Source organism: Pseudomonas sp. NFPP24 (assembly GCF_900112095.1).
In the GTDB taxonomy this organism is placed as follows: Bacteria; Pseudomonadota; Gammaproteobacteria; order Pseudomonadales; family Pseudomonadaceae; genus Aquipseudomonas; species Aquipseudomonas extremorientalis.
In genome coordinates, this window is record NZ_FOKD01000007.1 from 148,291 (window position 1) to 163,430 (window position 15,140).

A 15,140-nucleotide genomic window follows, 5' to 3' on the forward strand; every position below is an offset into this window, starting at 1 on the left:
CTTTCTGTAAAATTGAATAATAGTGAGCAACTTGTTCAGTTTTGGAGAAACTCATGGAGTTCAGTCAATTGCGCATTTTCCAGGCCGTGGCGGAAGAGGGCTCCATTACCCGTGCGGCTGACCGCTTGCACCGGGTGCCGTCGAACCTGTCGACGCGCCTCAAGCAAATGGAGGAGCAGCTCGGTGTAGAGCTGTTCGTGCGTGAACGCCAGCGCTTGCAGCTTTCTCCTGCGGGCAAGGTGCTGCTGGACTACAGCACTCGTCTACTGGCCCTGCATGATGAAGCCCATGGCGCCGTGCAAGGTGGGCAACCGGCTGGCGATTTCGTATTGGGCAGCATGTACAGCACGGCCGCGGTGCATTTGCCGAAGCTGTTGGCGGGCTATCACAAGGCTTATCCGATGGTGAACCTTCAGGTGCAATCGGCGCCCAGCGGGGAGTTGCTCGAAGGGTTGATCACCGGTCGCCTGGATGCGGCCTTTGTGGACGGCCCCATCACCATCGCCTCTCTGGACGGCATCGCCCTGTGCGAAGAACGTCTGGTGCTGATTTGCGAAGCCGATCATCCCCCCGTGCGTGGGCCTCAGGATGTAGCGGGGCGCTCGGTGTTCACCTTCCGTCGCAGTTGCGCCTACCGCACCCGCCTGGAGACCTGGTTCTCCCATGAGCGCGTGGCCATGGGCCGGGCGATTGAGATCGAGTCCTACCAAGGCATGCTCGCCTGCGTGATCGCCGGGTCGGGCGTGGCGCTAATGTCCGAATCGATGCTCGACAGCCTGCCTGGCAAGGACAGCGTGTCCGTTCATCCGCTGACAGGGCCTTTTGCCACTGCGACCACCTGGCTGATGTGGCGAAAGGGTATGCTCGGCGCTAACCTCAACGCATGGATCGACCTGCAGCAAGCCGGCAACGCTGCGGTTGTGCAAGACACCCGCGCCATCGCTTGAGCGATCCGTCAGGATTTTGATGAATTCAGTAATAGTTCGTTGTGTTTTCGTTCAAGCAATACGTAGGACTTAGGGCTACTATCACTGTAGGAAAGGGCGACAGAACTTGCGCCTACCCGCATTACCCTCAAAGGGGGCAACCATGAAAGAGAAAATTCAAAACTGGCTCCATGACCTGGGTGTTGCACTGGGCTTGATCGAGCCTCCGCTGCAGCCGGTGCCGATTCGCACAGATGACGAGCAGCGTCGTCCACGTCGGCGATAAAACGCGACCTGTAAATCGCCTCAGAATCCATGTGGGAGCGAGCAAGCCCGCTCCCACAGTCGTTTTGCACCAGGCCAAAGAAATGTGCGACAGCTAACGTCGCCCCGTTTTAGGGTGAGCATCCGCCTCTCTTCAAGCGTTTTGACTAATGGTCAGAATCGGACTACCTGTCAGTCGGAATCAGCTGGCTTATCTAATTCTAGAAATACCCATAGCTTGAAACTCAAGCGCCTATTCATAGCGCCCCAACGTTTTATTGAGTGCCTCTTTTCGAGGTGTCAGTCAGAGTTGTTGGAGACAAAGCTATGTTGCTCTCTTCGGTTCCTCCGGTCGCCGCGTCACTCATCACCACAACCGACTGTGTTTTACAGGCTGCGCCTGTGTCGAAAGGCTGGAGGGCCGACGCGCCCAGAAACGTCGTGTTTCTTTCGCCGGCATTGACCAGGCAGGCGCTGCTGATACAGATCGCGCTCCTGCGTCCAATAACCATCATTGTTGGAGACCAACCCATCGATGCAGATGTCCTGGAGCAATGGCGTACCTCCCACCCCTTTGGAAACCTCTGTTTGATCCGCAGGGGCACGAGTTTGGACAAGATACGACTGGACCTGTGTGAATCCCACGCCATTCAAGTACTCAACACCCCAGGGGTGAATGCGCCGCATGTGGCCGCCTATATCCTGCGTTGGTTGAGACTGGCGGATGGTTCCATCCCCCGTGACGTGCGTGTACTGGGATACGGCAATGTGGGGAAAGAACTGGTCAACCTGTTGCTTGATCGAGATCCCAATGTTCGGATCAGAGTGCTGGTCCGGCCAGGTCGAGCGTCGGATACTCTCGGCAATCCCGCCTCCGACAGTCGAGTGTCATTTGTCGTGGACTGGTTCGAGGCCTTGGAGGGCGCCGCCGCTGTCGCAGTATGCGTATCCCTCAATGACGAGTCCGTTCATCGCCTCGATCGGGCCCTCATTCAGTGCCTGCACCGCCAAGCCCGCCTGATCTGTGTCGCCAAGCCGGACGTCTTCAGCGACGGTGCGTTGTACGCCCTGGCCGAGGCTGAACATATCCAGCTGGTATTGGACTATGGGCCTGCGACACTGGATGAGTTCCGACAACGCACACAGAGGCTCGGCTGTGAGGTCTCCACTTGGTACCGGCCTGCGACGCTCACTACCCAGGCGTCAACCACCGAGGCCTGCCACCGCGACCTTGACTATGCCGTTTCAATACAGCTGAGTTTGATGGCCTTGCGCGGTCTGGTGAGGCGTAAACTTGCACAGTCATTGACGCTCCCTTCTCTGCCCGCAGCGGCCAGTGCGCCGCGTGTTTCAATCATCGGCAGAGGCATTAATGGCCTGTTCCAGGCCGTGATGCTCCGGTTGGCGAATTATCAGGTCACGGTGTATGGGGGAGATCAGAAGAGCGATGGTGTCAGTTATGCCGATCCGTACTTGGCCGTTGAGTGCAATCGTGCAGGTATCGAGCTGTTTGACAAGTTTCTGGCTGACAACCCAACGCTGGCGAAATTCGCGCAGGCTCGGGATGTTGAGGTTTCGAGCTACGGCCTGGAACTTATCCATCTGAAGAAGGAGATCAAAGCGCTTTTGGGAAGCTCCGGGGTTCGGTTTCCATCACAGCCTTTAAGTCCGGTCCAGATCGCCGCGCAGAGCAGGGAGCACTTCATCGTTATAGCCTGTGAGGAGGAAGGCGTGTCGATAGTTTACTGTTGCGCCCACCACCACATCGCAGCCGGAGGAACCTACGCCGCCGGCACAACGCAAGGACTGTTATGGGCCTCCCTGGTCCAGGAGATCATCCAGGCAAACCAGAACCTGGCGGTTGAATGAAAAAAACGGGCGCGACATCCGACGTCGCGCCCGCTGAAGAAACCCCTCTAAACCCCGCTGTCTCTCAAACCGCGCTGGCCGCCACGCCCTCTGGCCGACGCGACAACACACTCACCACCACAAAGCTCACCAGCCCCACCGCCAGGCTGTAATAGATCGGCGTGTTCGCATCCAGCCCATCCTTGATCATGAATACCAGCGCGGTCACAAAGCCCAGCGTCATGGAAGTAATTGCCCCGGAGGTGGTGGCGCGCTTCCAGAAGATCGCGCCGATCAGCGGGATCAACATGCCGCCCACCAGCAGGTTATAGGCCAGGGTCAGGGCGCTGATCACATCGCTGACTACCAGTGCGATGCCCAGCACGGCAACACCTGTCAGCATCGTGAACAGGCGGTTGACGGCCAGGCTCGACTGTTTGCCGCCACGCAGGCGCGGCAGCAGGTCTTCGGTCAGTACGGTGGAGGCAGCGAGCAGGCCGGCGCTGGCGGTGGACATCATCGCCGCCAGTGCCGCGGCAATCACCAGGCCACGGATGCCATCTGGCAGCGAGGCTTTCACGATAGCGGCAAACGCATTGTTGACGTTGTCCAGGTCCGGGATCAGCACGTGCGCGGCCATACCGATCAGCGCACAGGCCAGGCCGTAGAGGATGCAGTAGAAACCGGCGAAGGTGCCGGCGTACTGGGCGACCTTTTCATCACGGGCGGTGAACACCCGCTGCCAGATGTCCTGGCCGATCAGGATGCCGAAGAAGTAGATCATGAAGTAGGTGATGATCGTGTCCCAGCCGATGGCGGTGAAGCTGAAGCTCGACGCCGGCAGCTTCGCGACCAACTCATCCCAGCCGCCGACGCGGTACAGGCAGATCGGCAGCAGGATAAACATCAGGCCGACGGTCTTGATCACGAACTGCACGATGTCGGTCAGGGTCAGCGACCACATGCCGCCGATGGTCGAGTACACCACCACCACGCCACCGCCGAGCAGCACCGAGATCCAGAACGGCAAGCCGAACAACACCTGCAACACAGTGCCGATGGCCAGGATCGACGTCACGCCGATCATCAGTGCATAAGCCAGCATAATCACAGCGCTGGCCTGGCGGGCCATGGGGTTGTAGCGTTTTTCCAGGACCTGGGTCACGGTGAAGATCTTCAGCTTCAACAGCGGCTTGGCCAGGAACAGGTTCAGCGCAATGATGCCCATGCCCAGCGCGGCACACAGCCAGAAGCCGGAAATGCCATGCACATAACCCAGGCGCACGGTGCCGACGGTGGACGCACCGCCCAATACCGTGGCGGCCATGGTGCCCATGTACAGCGACGGGCCCAGGTTGCGCCCGGCCACCAGGTAGTCTTCGTGGGTCTTGGCGCGGCGCATGCCGTAGTAGCCGAGCACGAGCATGCCGGCGGCGTAGATGAGTACGACGAATAAATCCAAAGCCATGACGGCGGTTCTCCGATTATCTTTTTTATGGGCGATCAGGCGGCGGGTTGCAGCGCCGGTTTAACGCGCGCATCCGTGCGCTTGCTGCGAGGGTCGGCGGGCCCGTAGACGGCCGCCGGTTCCGGGAACACACGAAGCAAGGTCAGGTACACCACCGAGGCCAGTCCCAGCGTCACCGGCAGGCTGATATCGATGCCGTCGGCCAGGTTGCCCAGCGGCCCGACAAACTGCCCCGGCAGATTGACGAAGCACAGACCCACCAGCGCACTCGGAATCCACGCCCCCAGCCCGCGCCAGTTCCAGCCATGGCTGAACCAGTAGCGACCGCCGGTTTCTCCACGGGTGAACACCTGCAAGTCATCCGGGCAGTAAAAGCCGCGACGCACGATCAGGCCGATGATCATCATCACCATCCACGGCGTGGTGCAGGTAATGATCAGCACGGCGAAGGTCGACACGCTCTGCACCAGGTTGGCGGCGAAACGTCCGATAAAGATGAAGGCAATCGACATCACCCCAATCAGCAAGGTGGCCTTGACCCGTGACAGCAGGCGCGGGAACACACTGGACATGTCCAACCCGGTGCCATACAGCGAGGTGGTGCCGGTGGACATGCCGCCGATCACCGCAATCAGGCACACCGGCAGGAAGAACCAGGTCGGTGCCACTGCAAGCAAACCGCCGACGTAGTTATTCGCCGCGATGTAGTCCGGTGCCTTGATCGCCACGATGGTCGCGGTGGCCAGGCCGAACAGGAACGGGATCAACGTCGCGATTTGTGCCAGGACCACCGCCAGCATGATGTGCATTTTCGGCGTTTCACGCGGGATGTAGCGCGACCAGTCGCCGAGGAACGCGCCGAAGGAAATCGGGTTGCTCATGGCGACCAGCGCGGCGCCGATGAAGGCGGCCCAGAAGCCGGTCTGCCCCAGCGCGACGGAGCCTGCGAAGTGGCTGTCGAAAGCCGGCGCGAAGGCGAAGATACCCAGCAGGAACAACAGGCTCGCCGCCCACACCGCAATGCGGTTGACCCACAGCATGAAGCGAAAGCCGTAGATGCACACCGTCAGCACCAGAATGGCGAACACCCCGTAGGCCAGCCCCAGGGTCAGGTCGGTTTCCGGTAGGCCGATCAGACGTTTCGCACCGCCCACCAGCGCATCACCCGAACTCCACACCGACAGTGAGAAGAAGGCAATCGCCGTCAGCAGCGACAGAAACGAGCCGACGATCCGCCCGTGCACACCAAAATGCGCACCGGAAGACACGGCGTTGTTGGTGCCATTGATCGGCCCGAACAGGCCCATGGGCGCCAGGATCAGCGCACCCACCAGCACGCCCAGCACAATCGCCCAGACGCCGGCCTGGAATGACAGGCCAAACAGCACGGGAAAGGAGCCCAGCACGGCGGTGGCAAAGGTATTGGCACCGCCGAAGATCAGTCGGAACAGATCCTTGGGGCCGGCGGTACGTTCGTGGTCCGGGATCTGCTCGACCCCGTTGGTTTCTATTTTTCGAATACTTTTATCGTTGTTTTTATTATTCATGATCAGCTCCGATCACATTGGCTAAGGGGGCGGCAGCCCTTCCGGCATAGCGGACAAATGTTCGTGACAGGCCAGCCACAGGCCTTGTTTTTGTTGTGCGCCAGATCCTTGCCGTGTGAAGACAATGGTCTCGCGTTCCTGGCTTTTGAATTGCTCCCCGTTCATGCGCAGCTCGGTGGCCACGTCATGGATAAATATCGCCACGTCGCCCTGCAGGCTGACCACGGCGTTGCTCGAGGTGCACGACAGCACTTCGAACCCCTCGTCCCGACGCCAGCTGTCCCACAACGCCTGGTAGGCATCGCGGCTGAGCAGCGGCTGGGGGAGGGTGTAGAACACAAAGCTGGCATCGGCCGTGAACGCGCCGAAGTAGGCGGCGCGATCATTGCGGGCGAAGGCCGCCACCAGCTCGGCGGCGGCTTGCAGCACCTCGTGCGTGCTCATCAGCGGTGCGCCACGCCCGGCAATACGCAGAGCATTTCGTACAGCAGGTTGGCACCCAGCAACGAGGTGTTGCCGGTGGTGTCGTAGGGCGGCGAAACTTCTACCAGATCACAACCAATCAGGTCGAGACCTTGGCAGCCACGGATGATCTCGATGGCCTGGATGGTGGTCAGCCCGCCGATTTCCGGGGTGCCGGTGCCCGGAGCCCAGGCCGGGTCGATGCCGTCGATGTCGAAGCTCAGGTACACCGGGCCGCCGCCGACCTTTTCACGCACTTCGGCCATCAGCGGTGCGAGGGAGTGGTGCCAGCATTCTTCGGCCTGGACCACGCGGAAACCCTGTTTGCGGCTCCAGTTGAAGTCTTCGGCGGTGTAGCCCTGGGCGCGCAGGCCGATCTGCACCACACGGTCGCAGTCCAGCAAGCCTTCTTCCACGGCGCGGCGGAAGGTGGTGCCGTGGGCGATTTTCTCGCCGAACATATGGTCGTTCACATCGGCGTGGGCATCGATATGCACCAGCCCGACCTTGCCGTGTTTCTTGTGGATCGCCCGCAGGATCGGCAGGGTGATGGTGTGGTCGCCACCCAGGGTCATCGGGATCACGTCGTGTTCGAGGATCTCGTCGTAGGCTTCTTCGATGATGCGCACGGCGTCGAGCAGGTTGAAGGTGTTGATCGCCACGTCGCCGATGTCCGCCACCGACAGCGAGTCGAACGGTGCGGCGCCGGTGGCCATGTTGTACGGGCGGATCATCACCGATTCGGCACGGATTTCACGCGGCCCGAAGCGGGTGCCGGCGCGCAGCGAGGTGCCGATGTCCAGGGGCACGCCGATGAAGGCAGCGTCCAGGCCCTTGGCGGTTTGCAGGTGGGGAAGTCGCATCATGGTGGCGATGCCGGCAAAGCGCGGCATTTCGTTGCCGCCCAGTGGTTGGTGGAAAATCTTGTCCACGGGAGTGCCTCATCGTTGTTTTGTTTATTAGGGGTCGATTCTGCGAAATACAGGGAAACGAAAGAATCGGCAGGGGCAAATACTTAGTTCAGATTTTTCTAAACTAATGCCTGGGGTAAACTGCGTTTCAATGTGGGAGGGGGCAAGCCCCCTCCCACAGGATTTTGTGTGCCTCTGGAGCCGCCCATGGCCAACGCCTTGCCCGACCTGAAACTCCTGCGCATCTTCGTCAGCGTCGTGCGTCACCAGGGGTTCGCCAATGCCCAGCACGAACTCAACCTGTCCACCTCGGCCATCAGCACCTACATGAGCCAGCTGGAATCGGCATTGGGCCTGGTGCTGTGCCATCGCGGCCGCGGCGGGTTCAGCCTCACCAGCAAGGGCGAGCTGTTCCATCAGGAAACCCTGCGCCTGCTCGGTGAGCTGGAAGGCTTCGAGCAATATGCTGCCGCGTTGAAGGGCGAGTTGCGCGGCACCCTCAAGCTCGGCGTGCTCGATTCCACCGTCAGCGACAAGGCGCTGCCGTTCGCCGAGGTGATAGGCGCCTACAGCCTGGAGCACCCGGCGGTGCATTTGCACTTATCGGTGATGAGCCCCTACGAGCTGCAACTGGGCGTGCAGGACAACCGCCTGGACCTGGCCATCGGTGCCTTCTCCAACCGCATGAGCGGGCTGATCTACATGCCGCTGTACCGCGAACAGCACTGGCTGTATTGCAGCACCCGGCATCCTTTATTCAATGAACGACGTATCCCGGAACAAGTGATTACCCAGCAACGCATGGTCGGACGCGGCTACTGGAGCCAGGCCGAACTGGCGCGCCATGGCTTCAAGCACAGCGCGGCGACAGTGGAAAGTATGGAGGCGCAACTGATCCTGGTGTTGTCCGGTGCCTATATCGGGTACTTGCCCGAACACTATGCCCAGGCCTGGGCCGACAAGGGTGATTTACGTGTGTTGCTGCCGGCGACCTTCGGCTACCAGGCGCCGTTTTCGATGATCATGCGCCGTGGTCGCAGCCGTGAACCGCTGATCCAGACCTTTCGCGACCTCCTCAAAGCCCAGCTCAACCAGGCCTGAAAATCATGTCCAGATCCCAATGCTCCCGTTGTCTCAGGCCTGCCACCCACTGCCTGTGCCCGTTGATCCCCAGCCTGGAAAGCCGCACCCGCGTGTTGCTGTTGCAGCACCCGAGTGAGGTCAACCACGCGCTGAATACCGCAAGGCTGGCCGCGCTGGGCTTGAACAATGCGCAATTGGTGGTGGGGGAGGTGTTCGACGATCTGGCGACATTGTTGAACCCACCCGGTTATCAGGCGCGGCTGTTGTTTCCGTCGGACGATGCGCAACCCTTGCAACGCTATGCGCCGGACGAACAGCCGATGTTGCTGGTGGTTCCCGACGGCACCTGGCGCAAGGCGCGCAAATTGCTGTACCTCAACCCTTTGCTGGCGGCGTTGCCGCGAGTGACCTTGATGGGCGATGCCGTATCACGCTATCGATTGCGCAAGGCGCCCGGGCCCGGTGCATTGTCCACCGTCGAAGCGATTGCGCAGGCCCTGCAAGTATTGGAAGCCCCCGCCTCCTTCGAGCTATTGCTGCGCCCGTTCGACGCACTGATCGAGCGGCAGATTGCAGCGATGGGCGCAGCGGTCTTCGAGAAGAACCATGGCTGAATCAACGCGCTACATAGCTACCGGAGCCGTCGACAAGTAGTGGATAGGCTGATCATTTCAAGGAGTGTGAAATGATTGAGCCGTTAGCGACACAACAGCAGGAAGACCCGTTGGCCACGTTCATGACGCAGCAGCGAGCGAGGCTGCCCCTGGTCTCAGGCGACGAGTGGGCGACCCTGCAAACCGTGGACGCCTTGCAGGAGAAATTCGCCGCGTTCATGGCCGGGCTGGATGACGATGGCCAGCAAGAATATGTACGCCTGCAACGGGCCTTGATCGAGGCCCAGGCGCAGGTCGAACGAAACATTCGTCAATTCGTCACAAACTTTGAACACCAGAGTCTGGAGCGTTTGCGAACGGGCCTCAAAGACCTCACCGGCCATGTCGTTGATCCCAAGGCCCAGCACATCACCACCACCTATTCCTACGACCGCTTCAATGAGCCCAAGGTCGTCCGGCTTTCGCTGTGGGACGCCGCCTGCATGAACTATGACGGCCTGACGGGTTGGGATTACCCCGGCCATGACGGCGTGGCAACGTCCAGCGGGCTCAGTATCGACCTCAGCCCCGAGAGTTTCATCGCATTGGTGCGCGAACTCAATCTCGGTGGCCAACTCAGAACCCTGCTCGACGACAGCCTGGACAAGGCCAAGCCGTTGGGCCAGGCGATTGTGAGCCTGGGGCGGCTGGAGTTTGAGTTCGCCCTGATTGAAGCCCTGAGAGACTCGAACACCACCCGAATCGACCGGGAAAAATACCGGCATATCAAACAAGCACTGGATCAGGACGAGGAGTGGGGGCGCTGCGAGGAAATGCAGCTGTTCATCCCCGATGGCAAGGACAACATCGGTTGGGTGCCTCAATTCATCGGTAACACCGGGCAAATACTCAGCAGGCCGCCGGGGGACAGCCTGAACATCCCCCACCTGGTGTTTTCCGTTAACGGTTGCAAAGGCGCCTTCAGTTACTTTCCCCGTCGGCCGGGCGGGGGCGATCTGCGCCATTTCGACAACCACCGGGAAGCCTGCCAGGAGTTTTATGTGGCCTTCAGTGCTTTCTACCGGCAGGGCAGGGTGGCGTGGTTGTACGGGGTCATGTCACAGCCCGACAGCGAGCGCTTGACCAGACTCAGACGAGGCGCCACGCGCGAAACCGGACTCAGTCCTTTTGCCGAGGCATTACAGGATTTGTTTCTTAAGGTGTTCGAGTCTCGTCTGGAGGACCGGACCGGCTATACCCGCAAGGTCGTGACCAAAGCACCGCCGGTCAGTTTGGGTGATCTCCATCTGGCGCGCATTGGCGCCAACCTGAAGGGCCTGGCCAACGAAAAACCGGGATTTCTGACGACCCTTGCCGGTATCGCTCGCACCGTTATCAGTGAGGTGCTGGAGCTATTGCTGATGCCGGTACCCGGGCCGCTCAAGGGTTTGGCGCGTGTGCGGGCAGTCGCGTTGTTCGCGGCGCTCGGTGAGGGGGTGCTCAACGGTATTTCCAGCGTGCTCGAGGGGCATGCTGGCGAACTGGTCCTGGCTTTTTCCGACTTGGCCGACCTGTTGATCAGCGGGCGGCTGCATAGCCGCCTGGCGTTCAGTGTAAGGCGGCGCCATCAAGCCTTGTATCAACGCCTCTCGCAAATACCCGCCGCCAGCATCAAGGACAGTACGGGGCTGAGTAGCCCCCAGTTGCTTGAGCGCATGCTGCTGCCCTCCCAGGCGCCTGCGCATGAGCTGCAGGCCGTGCTGGAAACCAGCGGCACATCACGAGAGCAACTGGAGCGTGTCTGGGCAGGCGAGCGCCCATCAGCCTCTCTGGTGGAAGCGGCGCATCGGTTCAACGCCGATCGGATGATTGACTGGGTGGCCGGCTTGGTCGATTCCAACCGGCCAGTGCCCATGGGGGCGTTCGAAGTCCTGGGCCCTTTGCTGACCCAGCTGCCGGCGTGGCCGCTGGATACAGCGTTGAGAATCGTGAATGCGCAAGGCCAGGAGTTGCGACGCTACAGCAGGGATACGGCCCGGCCCACGACGGTCGTGATCACGGTCACCGCCCTGGAGAACCACCGGTTTGGCTATTCGACACCGCAGCGCATCACCGCGCACCTGTCCCACGCGGTGGTACAGCTTTTACCGTCAAGTTTTTCCGCCGGCGAACAGGCCGTTCGTCGGCAACTGGCAGCCCAGGCCCAGGCGTCGCGGTTCGATCTGTTCGAAGCCCTGACCCGGTTTGCCGATATCCATCGTTCGGCCGCTACACGCGCGTCGGTGTCCGTGCGCAAGTGGTTGCCCGACAGCGTTGGGCATGACTACCCGGTGCCCGAGGTGATCGAGGTGCTGCGCGCTTTGCATCCCGACGTCAGCTTGCCGAGATTGCTGGAGGTGCTGGATCAGCATCCGCTGTCGCCCGATCAGCAAGCCCGTCTGCTTGAGGTCCGACAACAACCCGAGGGACTGTACGATGGGCTCAAGGCCGCCGCGCAGATGGCGCGCGCCGAGGCACTCATTGACCGGATCTACCACCGCCGCCGGTTTGACCCGCAAACTCAGGCGTGGGTCCAGGCGTTCGCCCGCAGTGCCTTGGGCACTCTTGGCAAACGCCTGATTGTCGGCCCTCCAACCTATGTGCCCCTGGACCGTGACAGATATGCCGTGTTGGTCCTCGACCATGGCGAGGGAGAATTTTCGCCCTACGATCCGTGTAGACAGAGTGCCGGTGTGCAGCAGGGCGGCGCGGATGCGTTTTTCCGGGTAATGCTGAGCCAACTCTCCGATCATGATCGTGCCAGGTTCGGCGCCGATATGCCGGCAGCCATCACCGGGTTTCGTCATCAAGTGGCCCAGGCCATGCTGCGCAATCGTGCACCGCAAGGCACGTTTTACCCGGTGCTGCGCGAGATCACACAGTACGCGAGCGACGTCGACGCCACGCGTATGGCCTCCGAGCCTGATGCGATGGGTTTGTACCGTTTGGCGTCGGACCGCTATTTGTTCATCGACAGTCAATATTTCAAAGTGACCCAAGCGGATCAGACCCAACCCTGGCGTATCCGCCATCCTGCCCTGGACGACGCGTATGCGCCGGTATTGAGCCATAACGGCGCGGGCGCCTGGCGCCATGAATGGGAGAACCCGCTGACCTGGGACGGGCAACAACCTTTTTACCGCCTGGGGCCCAGGTTTCGCGCATTGGCCCCGGATGCCATCGACAAGGTTCAGCAGATCAGCGGCGTGACCCCGGACATACTGCGCAAGGTGCATGTGCGCAGCGAACCGCCGCCGGTGCTGCTGGTGGAGGCATTCGAGCGCTTGAATATCTTTGAACGGGTCAAGGACGGGCTGGAACAAGGTGCGGAGTTTATCGTCCAGGTGCTTGACGAAATAACCCCTGACGCGGCTGATGCGCTGGTCGGTCGGGCGGGTGTTGCGCGTGAAGATCAGGTCACGACCCTGGAGAGCAAGGTGCACATGGACAAACTGCAGATGCATGCGCAGTTTTTCGATGTGCTGCGCCGCAAGAACCAGCGGTCCGATGACCCTTCGGTACAGGTGATAGTGCGTCAGTTCCCTGGATTGACCGTGGGGATTGCGCAGGACTGGGTGCAACATGCTTCTGCGTCTGAGTTGGAGCGCCTCCGGGAGGGGCGCGTACCGCACACCTTGGCGCAAGAGGCGCGGTGGTGGTCCCGTTGGTTGCGGGTCTGTGGCGCCCTGGAAGGCGTGCACCTGTCGCCGTTGGCGAATGACGACAGTTCTCGGTTGATCCTCCATGAGCTGGCTGGTCTGAAGGGGTGGCCAGCATCGCTGCGGGTTGAACTCTGGGACGCCCGCCGCGTGATCGACAGCGTCGGTCCCGATGATGCTGACCTTCGGCGGGTCTTGAAACCGAGCGTCGGGCAGTACCTGGCCTACGTCCAACGGGCGGATGGCAGCTTGCAGGCAATGGGCGCGCGCGCGCCCTTCCTGGAGGCCTTGCTCAACGCACTGCCTCTGGCCGAGCGGCAGGCGTTGGGCTACACCCACCCCGGCGCGCTGGAGGAGTTGCGCGCAGAGATGGGCGCCCGCCTGGGGCAGGATTGGTCGGGAATCCAAGCGACACTCAACATGCGGCCAATGCCATCGAGGCTCGCGCCACCCCGCCTGATCAATGGTCGCAAAGGCTATCCACTCAGTGGTGGAACCGAATTCGGGCCGACAGAGCGTGAACAGATCTCACGTATGCGTGAGTTGTACCCTTCTAAAACGGACGCCGAGGTGTGGGCGATGCTAGCGGAGGCGGGTGACACGGTCGCTATGCGTGAAGAGATGATCACCAAGCAAGTCAAAGAGCGAGATCAGCTGTACAGGGATTTGCAAGCGTGGCGGGATCAGGCGTCGACAGCCCAGCCGGACAGCGCATCGGCCCGATCACGGGCGTTGGCGGTTGAGCGAATTCAGCGTTGCTGGGCCAAGGAAGCTGTCACGCCGGGAGTGGCCGAGAAGCTCAACCTGGACGATCTGGATTTGGCAAGCTTGCCGACCCTGCGCGCGCACTTTGGTCATGTGACTATGCTGAGTGTGAGAAACAACCGATTGACGGAGTTGCCGGAGCGCTTTCTTTTCAACTTTCCGGCGCTGCGTGTTCTTTATCTCAATGGTAACCAACTCACGCATCTTCCCAATCTGGACCTCCACGCACGCCTGGCAGTGCTCAATCTGTCGAACAACCACCTGCGGTTCAACTATGTGGACGAGGAACGACTGGCTGAGCTGACGGAACTCAGAAGCCTTGATTTGTCGGGAAACCCACTTGGGCAAGGACGACGCTTGAACGTGTATAGGTTGACGAACCTGCGGGAGCTGAACCTGCGCAATTGCGCGTTGAACCAATTGCCGCGCGGTGCCGTGAGTCTCTCCACGTTGGGCAGCTTTGACCTGCGTGACAATCAAATACAGGACCTGGCCGAGACGGACCTGTTCATTTATCCCGAAGTCCATCAGGGAATGAACTTGAGAGGTAATCCGCTTTCCGCCGAGGCGCGACAGTTGTTACGCCGAGTGGGCGAGCGTCGGGGACCTCCCGGTGTTAATTTCGGACTATGGGAGCCGACGGTTCCTTTTGATCGGCGTCCCGACCGCTGGTTGGCGCTGCTCCCTCCTGGAGAAGTACAAGCGCGCCAACTCGATTGGGCGTACTTGCAAAACCAGCCAATGGCGGATTATTTCTTTGAGTTGCTGGCAAGCATTGCCGAATACCCGCAGTTCATTGACCCTCACCACCGTGTGATGAGGGAGATCATTTCTCACCGAGTCTGGGGGGTGATTGACGATGCGATGTCCCATGAGGGCATGGAGCGAATTGCTTACTTACCGTGTTATCGCACCCTTCGCGGAGGGATTGATGGTTGCCTGTTGTGCTTGCATCAACTTGAGTTGCAAATAGCTCCCTTACGGATACTCGATGCCGGCGTCCAAACGGCCGGGCCAAATCTGTTGCATTACTACCGTGCACTGCGTCGCCTTGAATACATAGATCAGTATCTTTCTAGGCACTTTGAGCCCCAGGGCATGGCATTCGCTTGCACGCGGGTCCTGAGTTATCGCATCGCCCTGGCATCGAGCCTGAATTTGCCGCAAGTACTCCCCCAGCGTTTTGAGGCGGCTGTGCCGGATGCCCGTTCAGTCAATACCGTGCGCACGGCGGTACTGAATAATGAGACGGGAACGAACTGGCCTGAGTTGTTACAGAAAGAGCCTTTCTGGGTGCATTTTATTCAACATAAATATGCCGCAGATCTCGAATTCAAGCTCCGCCGTTTCCAGAAACTATTGGAGGTTGCTGATCAACAACTGGCGAGCGGCTTGATCAGTGAAGGGCAGTACGTGAATCGTCTCAATGGCGTGCGGGACGCGAGGGCATCAGCCGAAAACAAGCGGATTCGGGACTTTACCCACCAGGAATGGACAGCGTTCGTGATCGGATGATTCTTCATGCTTATACCCTAACGCAATAAGCACCGCACTTTGCGTGATATGGCCCGCCAG

At 60.3% G+C, this 15,140-nt stretch carries 10 protein-coding genes; 6 read left to right on the forward strand and 4 right to left on the reverse strand.

The features are described from left to right. Nucleotides 1-53: 53 nt before the first annotated feature. The 3 genes from BM026_RS16755 (at nt 54) to BM026_RS16760 (ending at nt 3,059) form a co-directional block, all read left to right on the forward strand. Entirely contained in the window at nt 54-947 is an 894-nt protein-coding gene (locus tag BM026_RS16755; RefSeq protein WP_093514026.1) for a putrescine utilization regulator PtrR, read from the forward strand. Between the two features lie 142 nt (nt 948-1,089). Further along, complete coding sequence (locus BM026_RS29385) at nt 1,090-1,212, forward strand: PA1414 family protein (protein ID WP_003193089.1); 123 nt, start codon at nt 1,090-1,092, stop codon at nt 1,210-1,212. 305 nt (nt 1,213-1,517) lie between these two features. Then, nucleotides 1,518-3,059: a Rossmann-fold NAD(P)-binding domain-containing protein gene (locus BM026_RS16760; protein ID WP_093529446.1), complete on the forward strand. Its 1,542-nt coding sequence runs from the start codon at nt 1,518-1,520 to the stop codon at nt 3,057-3,059. A gap of 64 nt (nt 3,060-3,123) precedes the next feature. Here the strand turns inward: BM026_RS16760 and BM026_RS16765 are convergent, their stop codons facing one another. From BM026_RS16765 to speB, 4 genes are read right to left on the reverse strand one after another with little or no spacing between them, the layout of a single operon-like run. Continuing rightward, entirely contained in the window at nt 3,124-4,506 is a 1,383-nt protein-coding gene (locus tag BM026_RS16765) for a sodium:solute symporter family protein (RefSeq protein WP_092242910.1), read from the reverse strand. Between the two features lie 35 nt (nt 4,507-4,541). Continuing rightward, nucleotides 4,542-6,053, reverse strand: coding sequence for a purine-cytosine permease family protein (locus BM026_RS16770; protein WP_092242912.1), 1,512 nt, complete (start codon nt 6,051-6,053; stop codon nt 4,542-4,544). A gap of 21 nt (nt 6,054-6,074) precedes the next feature. Continuing rightward, on the reverse strand, nt 6,075-6,497 hold the full coding sequence (locus BM026_RS16775) for a YybH family protein (protein ID WP_092242915.1): 423 nt from the start codon (nt 6,495-6,497) through the stop codon (nt 6,075-6,077). After that, complete coding sequence (gene speB, locus BM026_RS16780) at nt 6,497-7,447, reverse strand: agmatinase (protein WP_033900672.1); 951 nt, start codon at nt 7,445-7,447, stop codon at nt 6,497-6,499. Before speB ends, BM026_RS16775 begins: the two co-directional genes overlap by 1 nt. A gap of 186 nt (nt 7,448-7,633) precedes the next feature. Between speB and BM026_RS16785 the strand changes: the two genes are divergently transcribed. From BM026_RS16785 to BM026_RS16795, 3 genes are all read left to right on the forward strand, one after another. Beyond that, nucleotides 7,634-8,527, forward strand: coding sequence for a LysR family transcriptional regulator (locus BM026_RS16785; RefSeq protein WP_017134867.1), 894 nt, complete (start codon nt 7,634-7,636; stop codon nt 8,525-8,527). Nucleotides 8,528-8,532: 5 nt separating this feature from the next. After that, nucleotides 8,533-9,123, forward strand: a complete 591-nt coding sequence (locus BM026_RS16790) for a tRNA-uridine aminocarboxypropyltransferase (RefSeq protein ID WP_093529449.1) — start codon at nt 8,533-8,535, stop codon at nt 9,121-9,123. A 71-nt stretch (nt 9,124-9,194) separates the two neighbouring features. Beyond that, nucleotides 9,195-15,080: an NEL-type E3 ubiquitin ligase domain-containing protein gene (locus BM026_RS16795; RefSeq protein WP_093529452.1), complete on the forward strand. Its 5,886-nt coding sequence runs from the start codon at nt 9,195-9,197 to the stop codon at nt 15,078-15,080. The last annotated feature ends 60 nt before the right edge of the window (nt 15,081-15,140 follow it).

Bases quoted from the DNA above. Each gene is read 5' to 3' on its own strand.
- BM026_RS16755 (WP_093514026.1), top strand. From the start codon at position 54: ATGGAGTTCAGTCAATTGCGCATTTTCCAGGCCGTGGCGGAAGAGGGC.
- BM026_RS29385 (WP_003193089.1), top strand. From the start codon at position 1,090: ATGAAAGAGAAAATTCAAAACTGGCTCCATGACCTGGGTGTTGCACTG.
- BM026_RS16760 (WP_093529446.1), top strand. From the start codon at position 1,518: ATGTTGCTCTCTTCGGTTCCTCCGGTCGCCGCGTCACTCATCACCACA.
- BM026_RS16765 (WP_092242910.1), bottom strand. From the start codon at position 4,506: ATGGCTTTGGATTTATTCGTCGTACTCATCTACGCCGCCGGCATGCTC.
- BM026_RS16770 (WP_092242912.1), bottom strand. From the start codon at position 6,053: ATGAATAATAAAAACAACGATAAAAGTATTCGAAAAATAGAAACCAAC.
- BM026_RS16775 (WP_092242915.1), bottom strand. From the start codon at position 6,497: ATGAGCACGCACGAGGTGCTGCAAGCCGCCGCCGAGCTGGTGGCGGCC.
- BM026_RS16785 (WP_017134867.1), top strand. From the start codon at position 7,634: ATGGCCAACGCCTTGCCCGACCTGAAACTCCTGCGCATCTTCGTCAGC.
- BM026_RS16790 (WP_093529449.1), top strand. From the start codon at position 8,533: ATGTCCAGATCCCAATGCTCCCGTTGTCTCAGGCCTGCCACCCACTGC.
- BM026_RS16795 (WP_093529452.1), top strand. From the start codon at position 9,195: ATGATTGAGCCGTTAGCGACACAACAGCAGGAAGACCCGTTGGCCACG.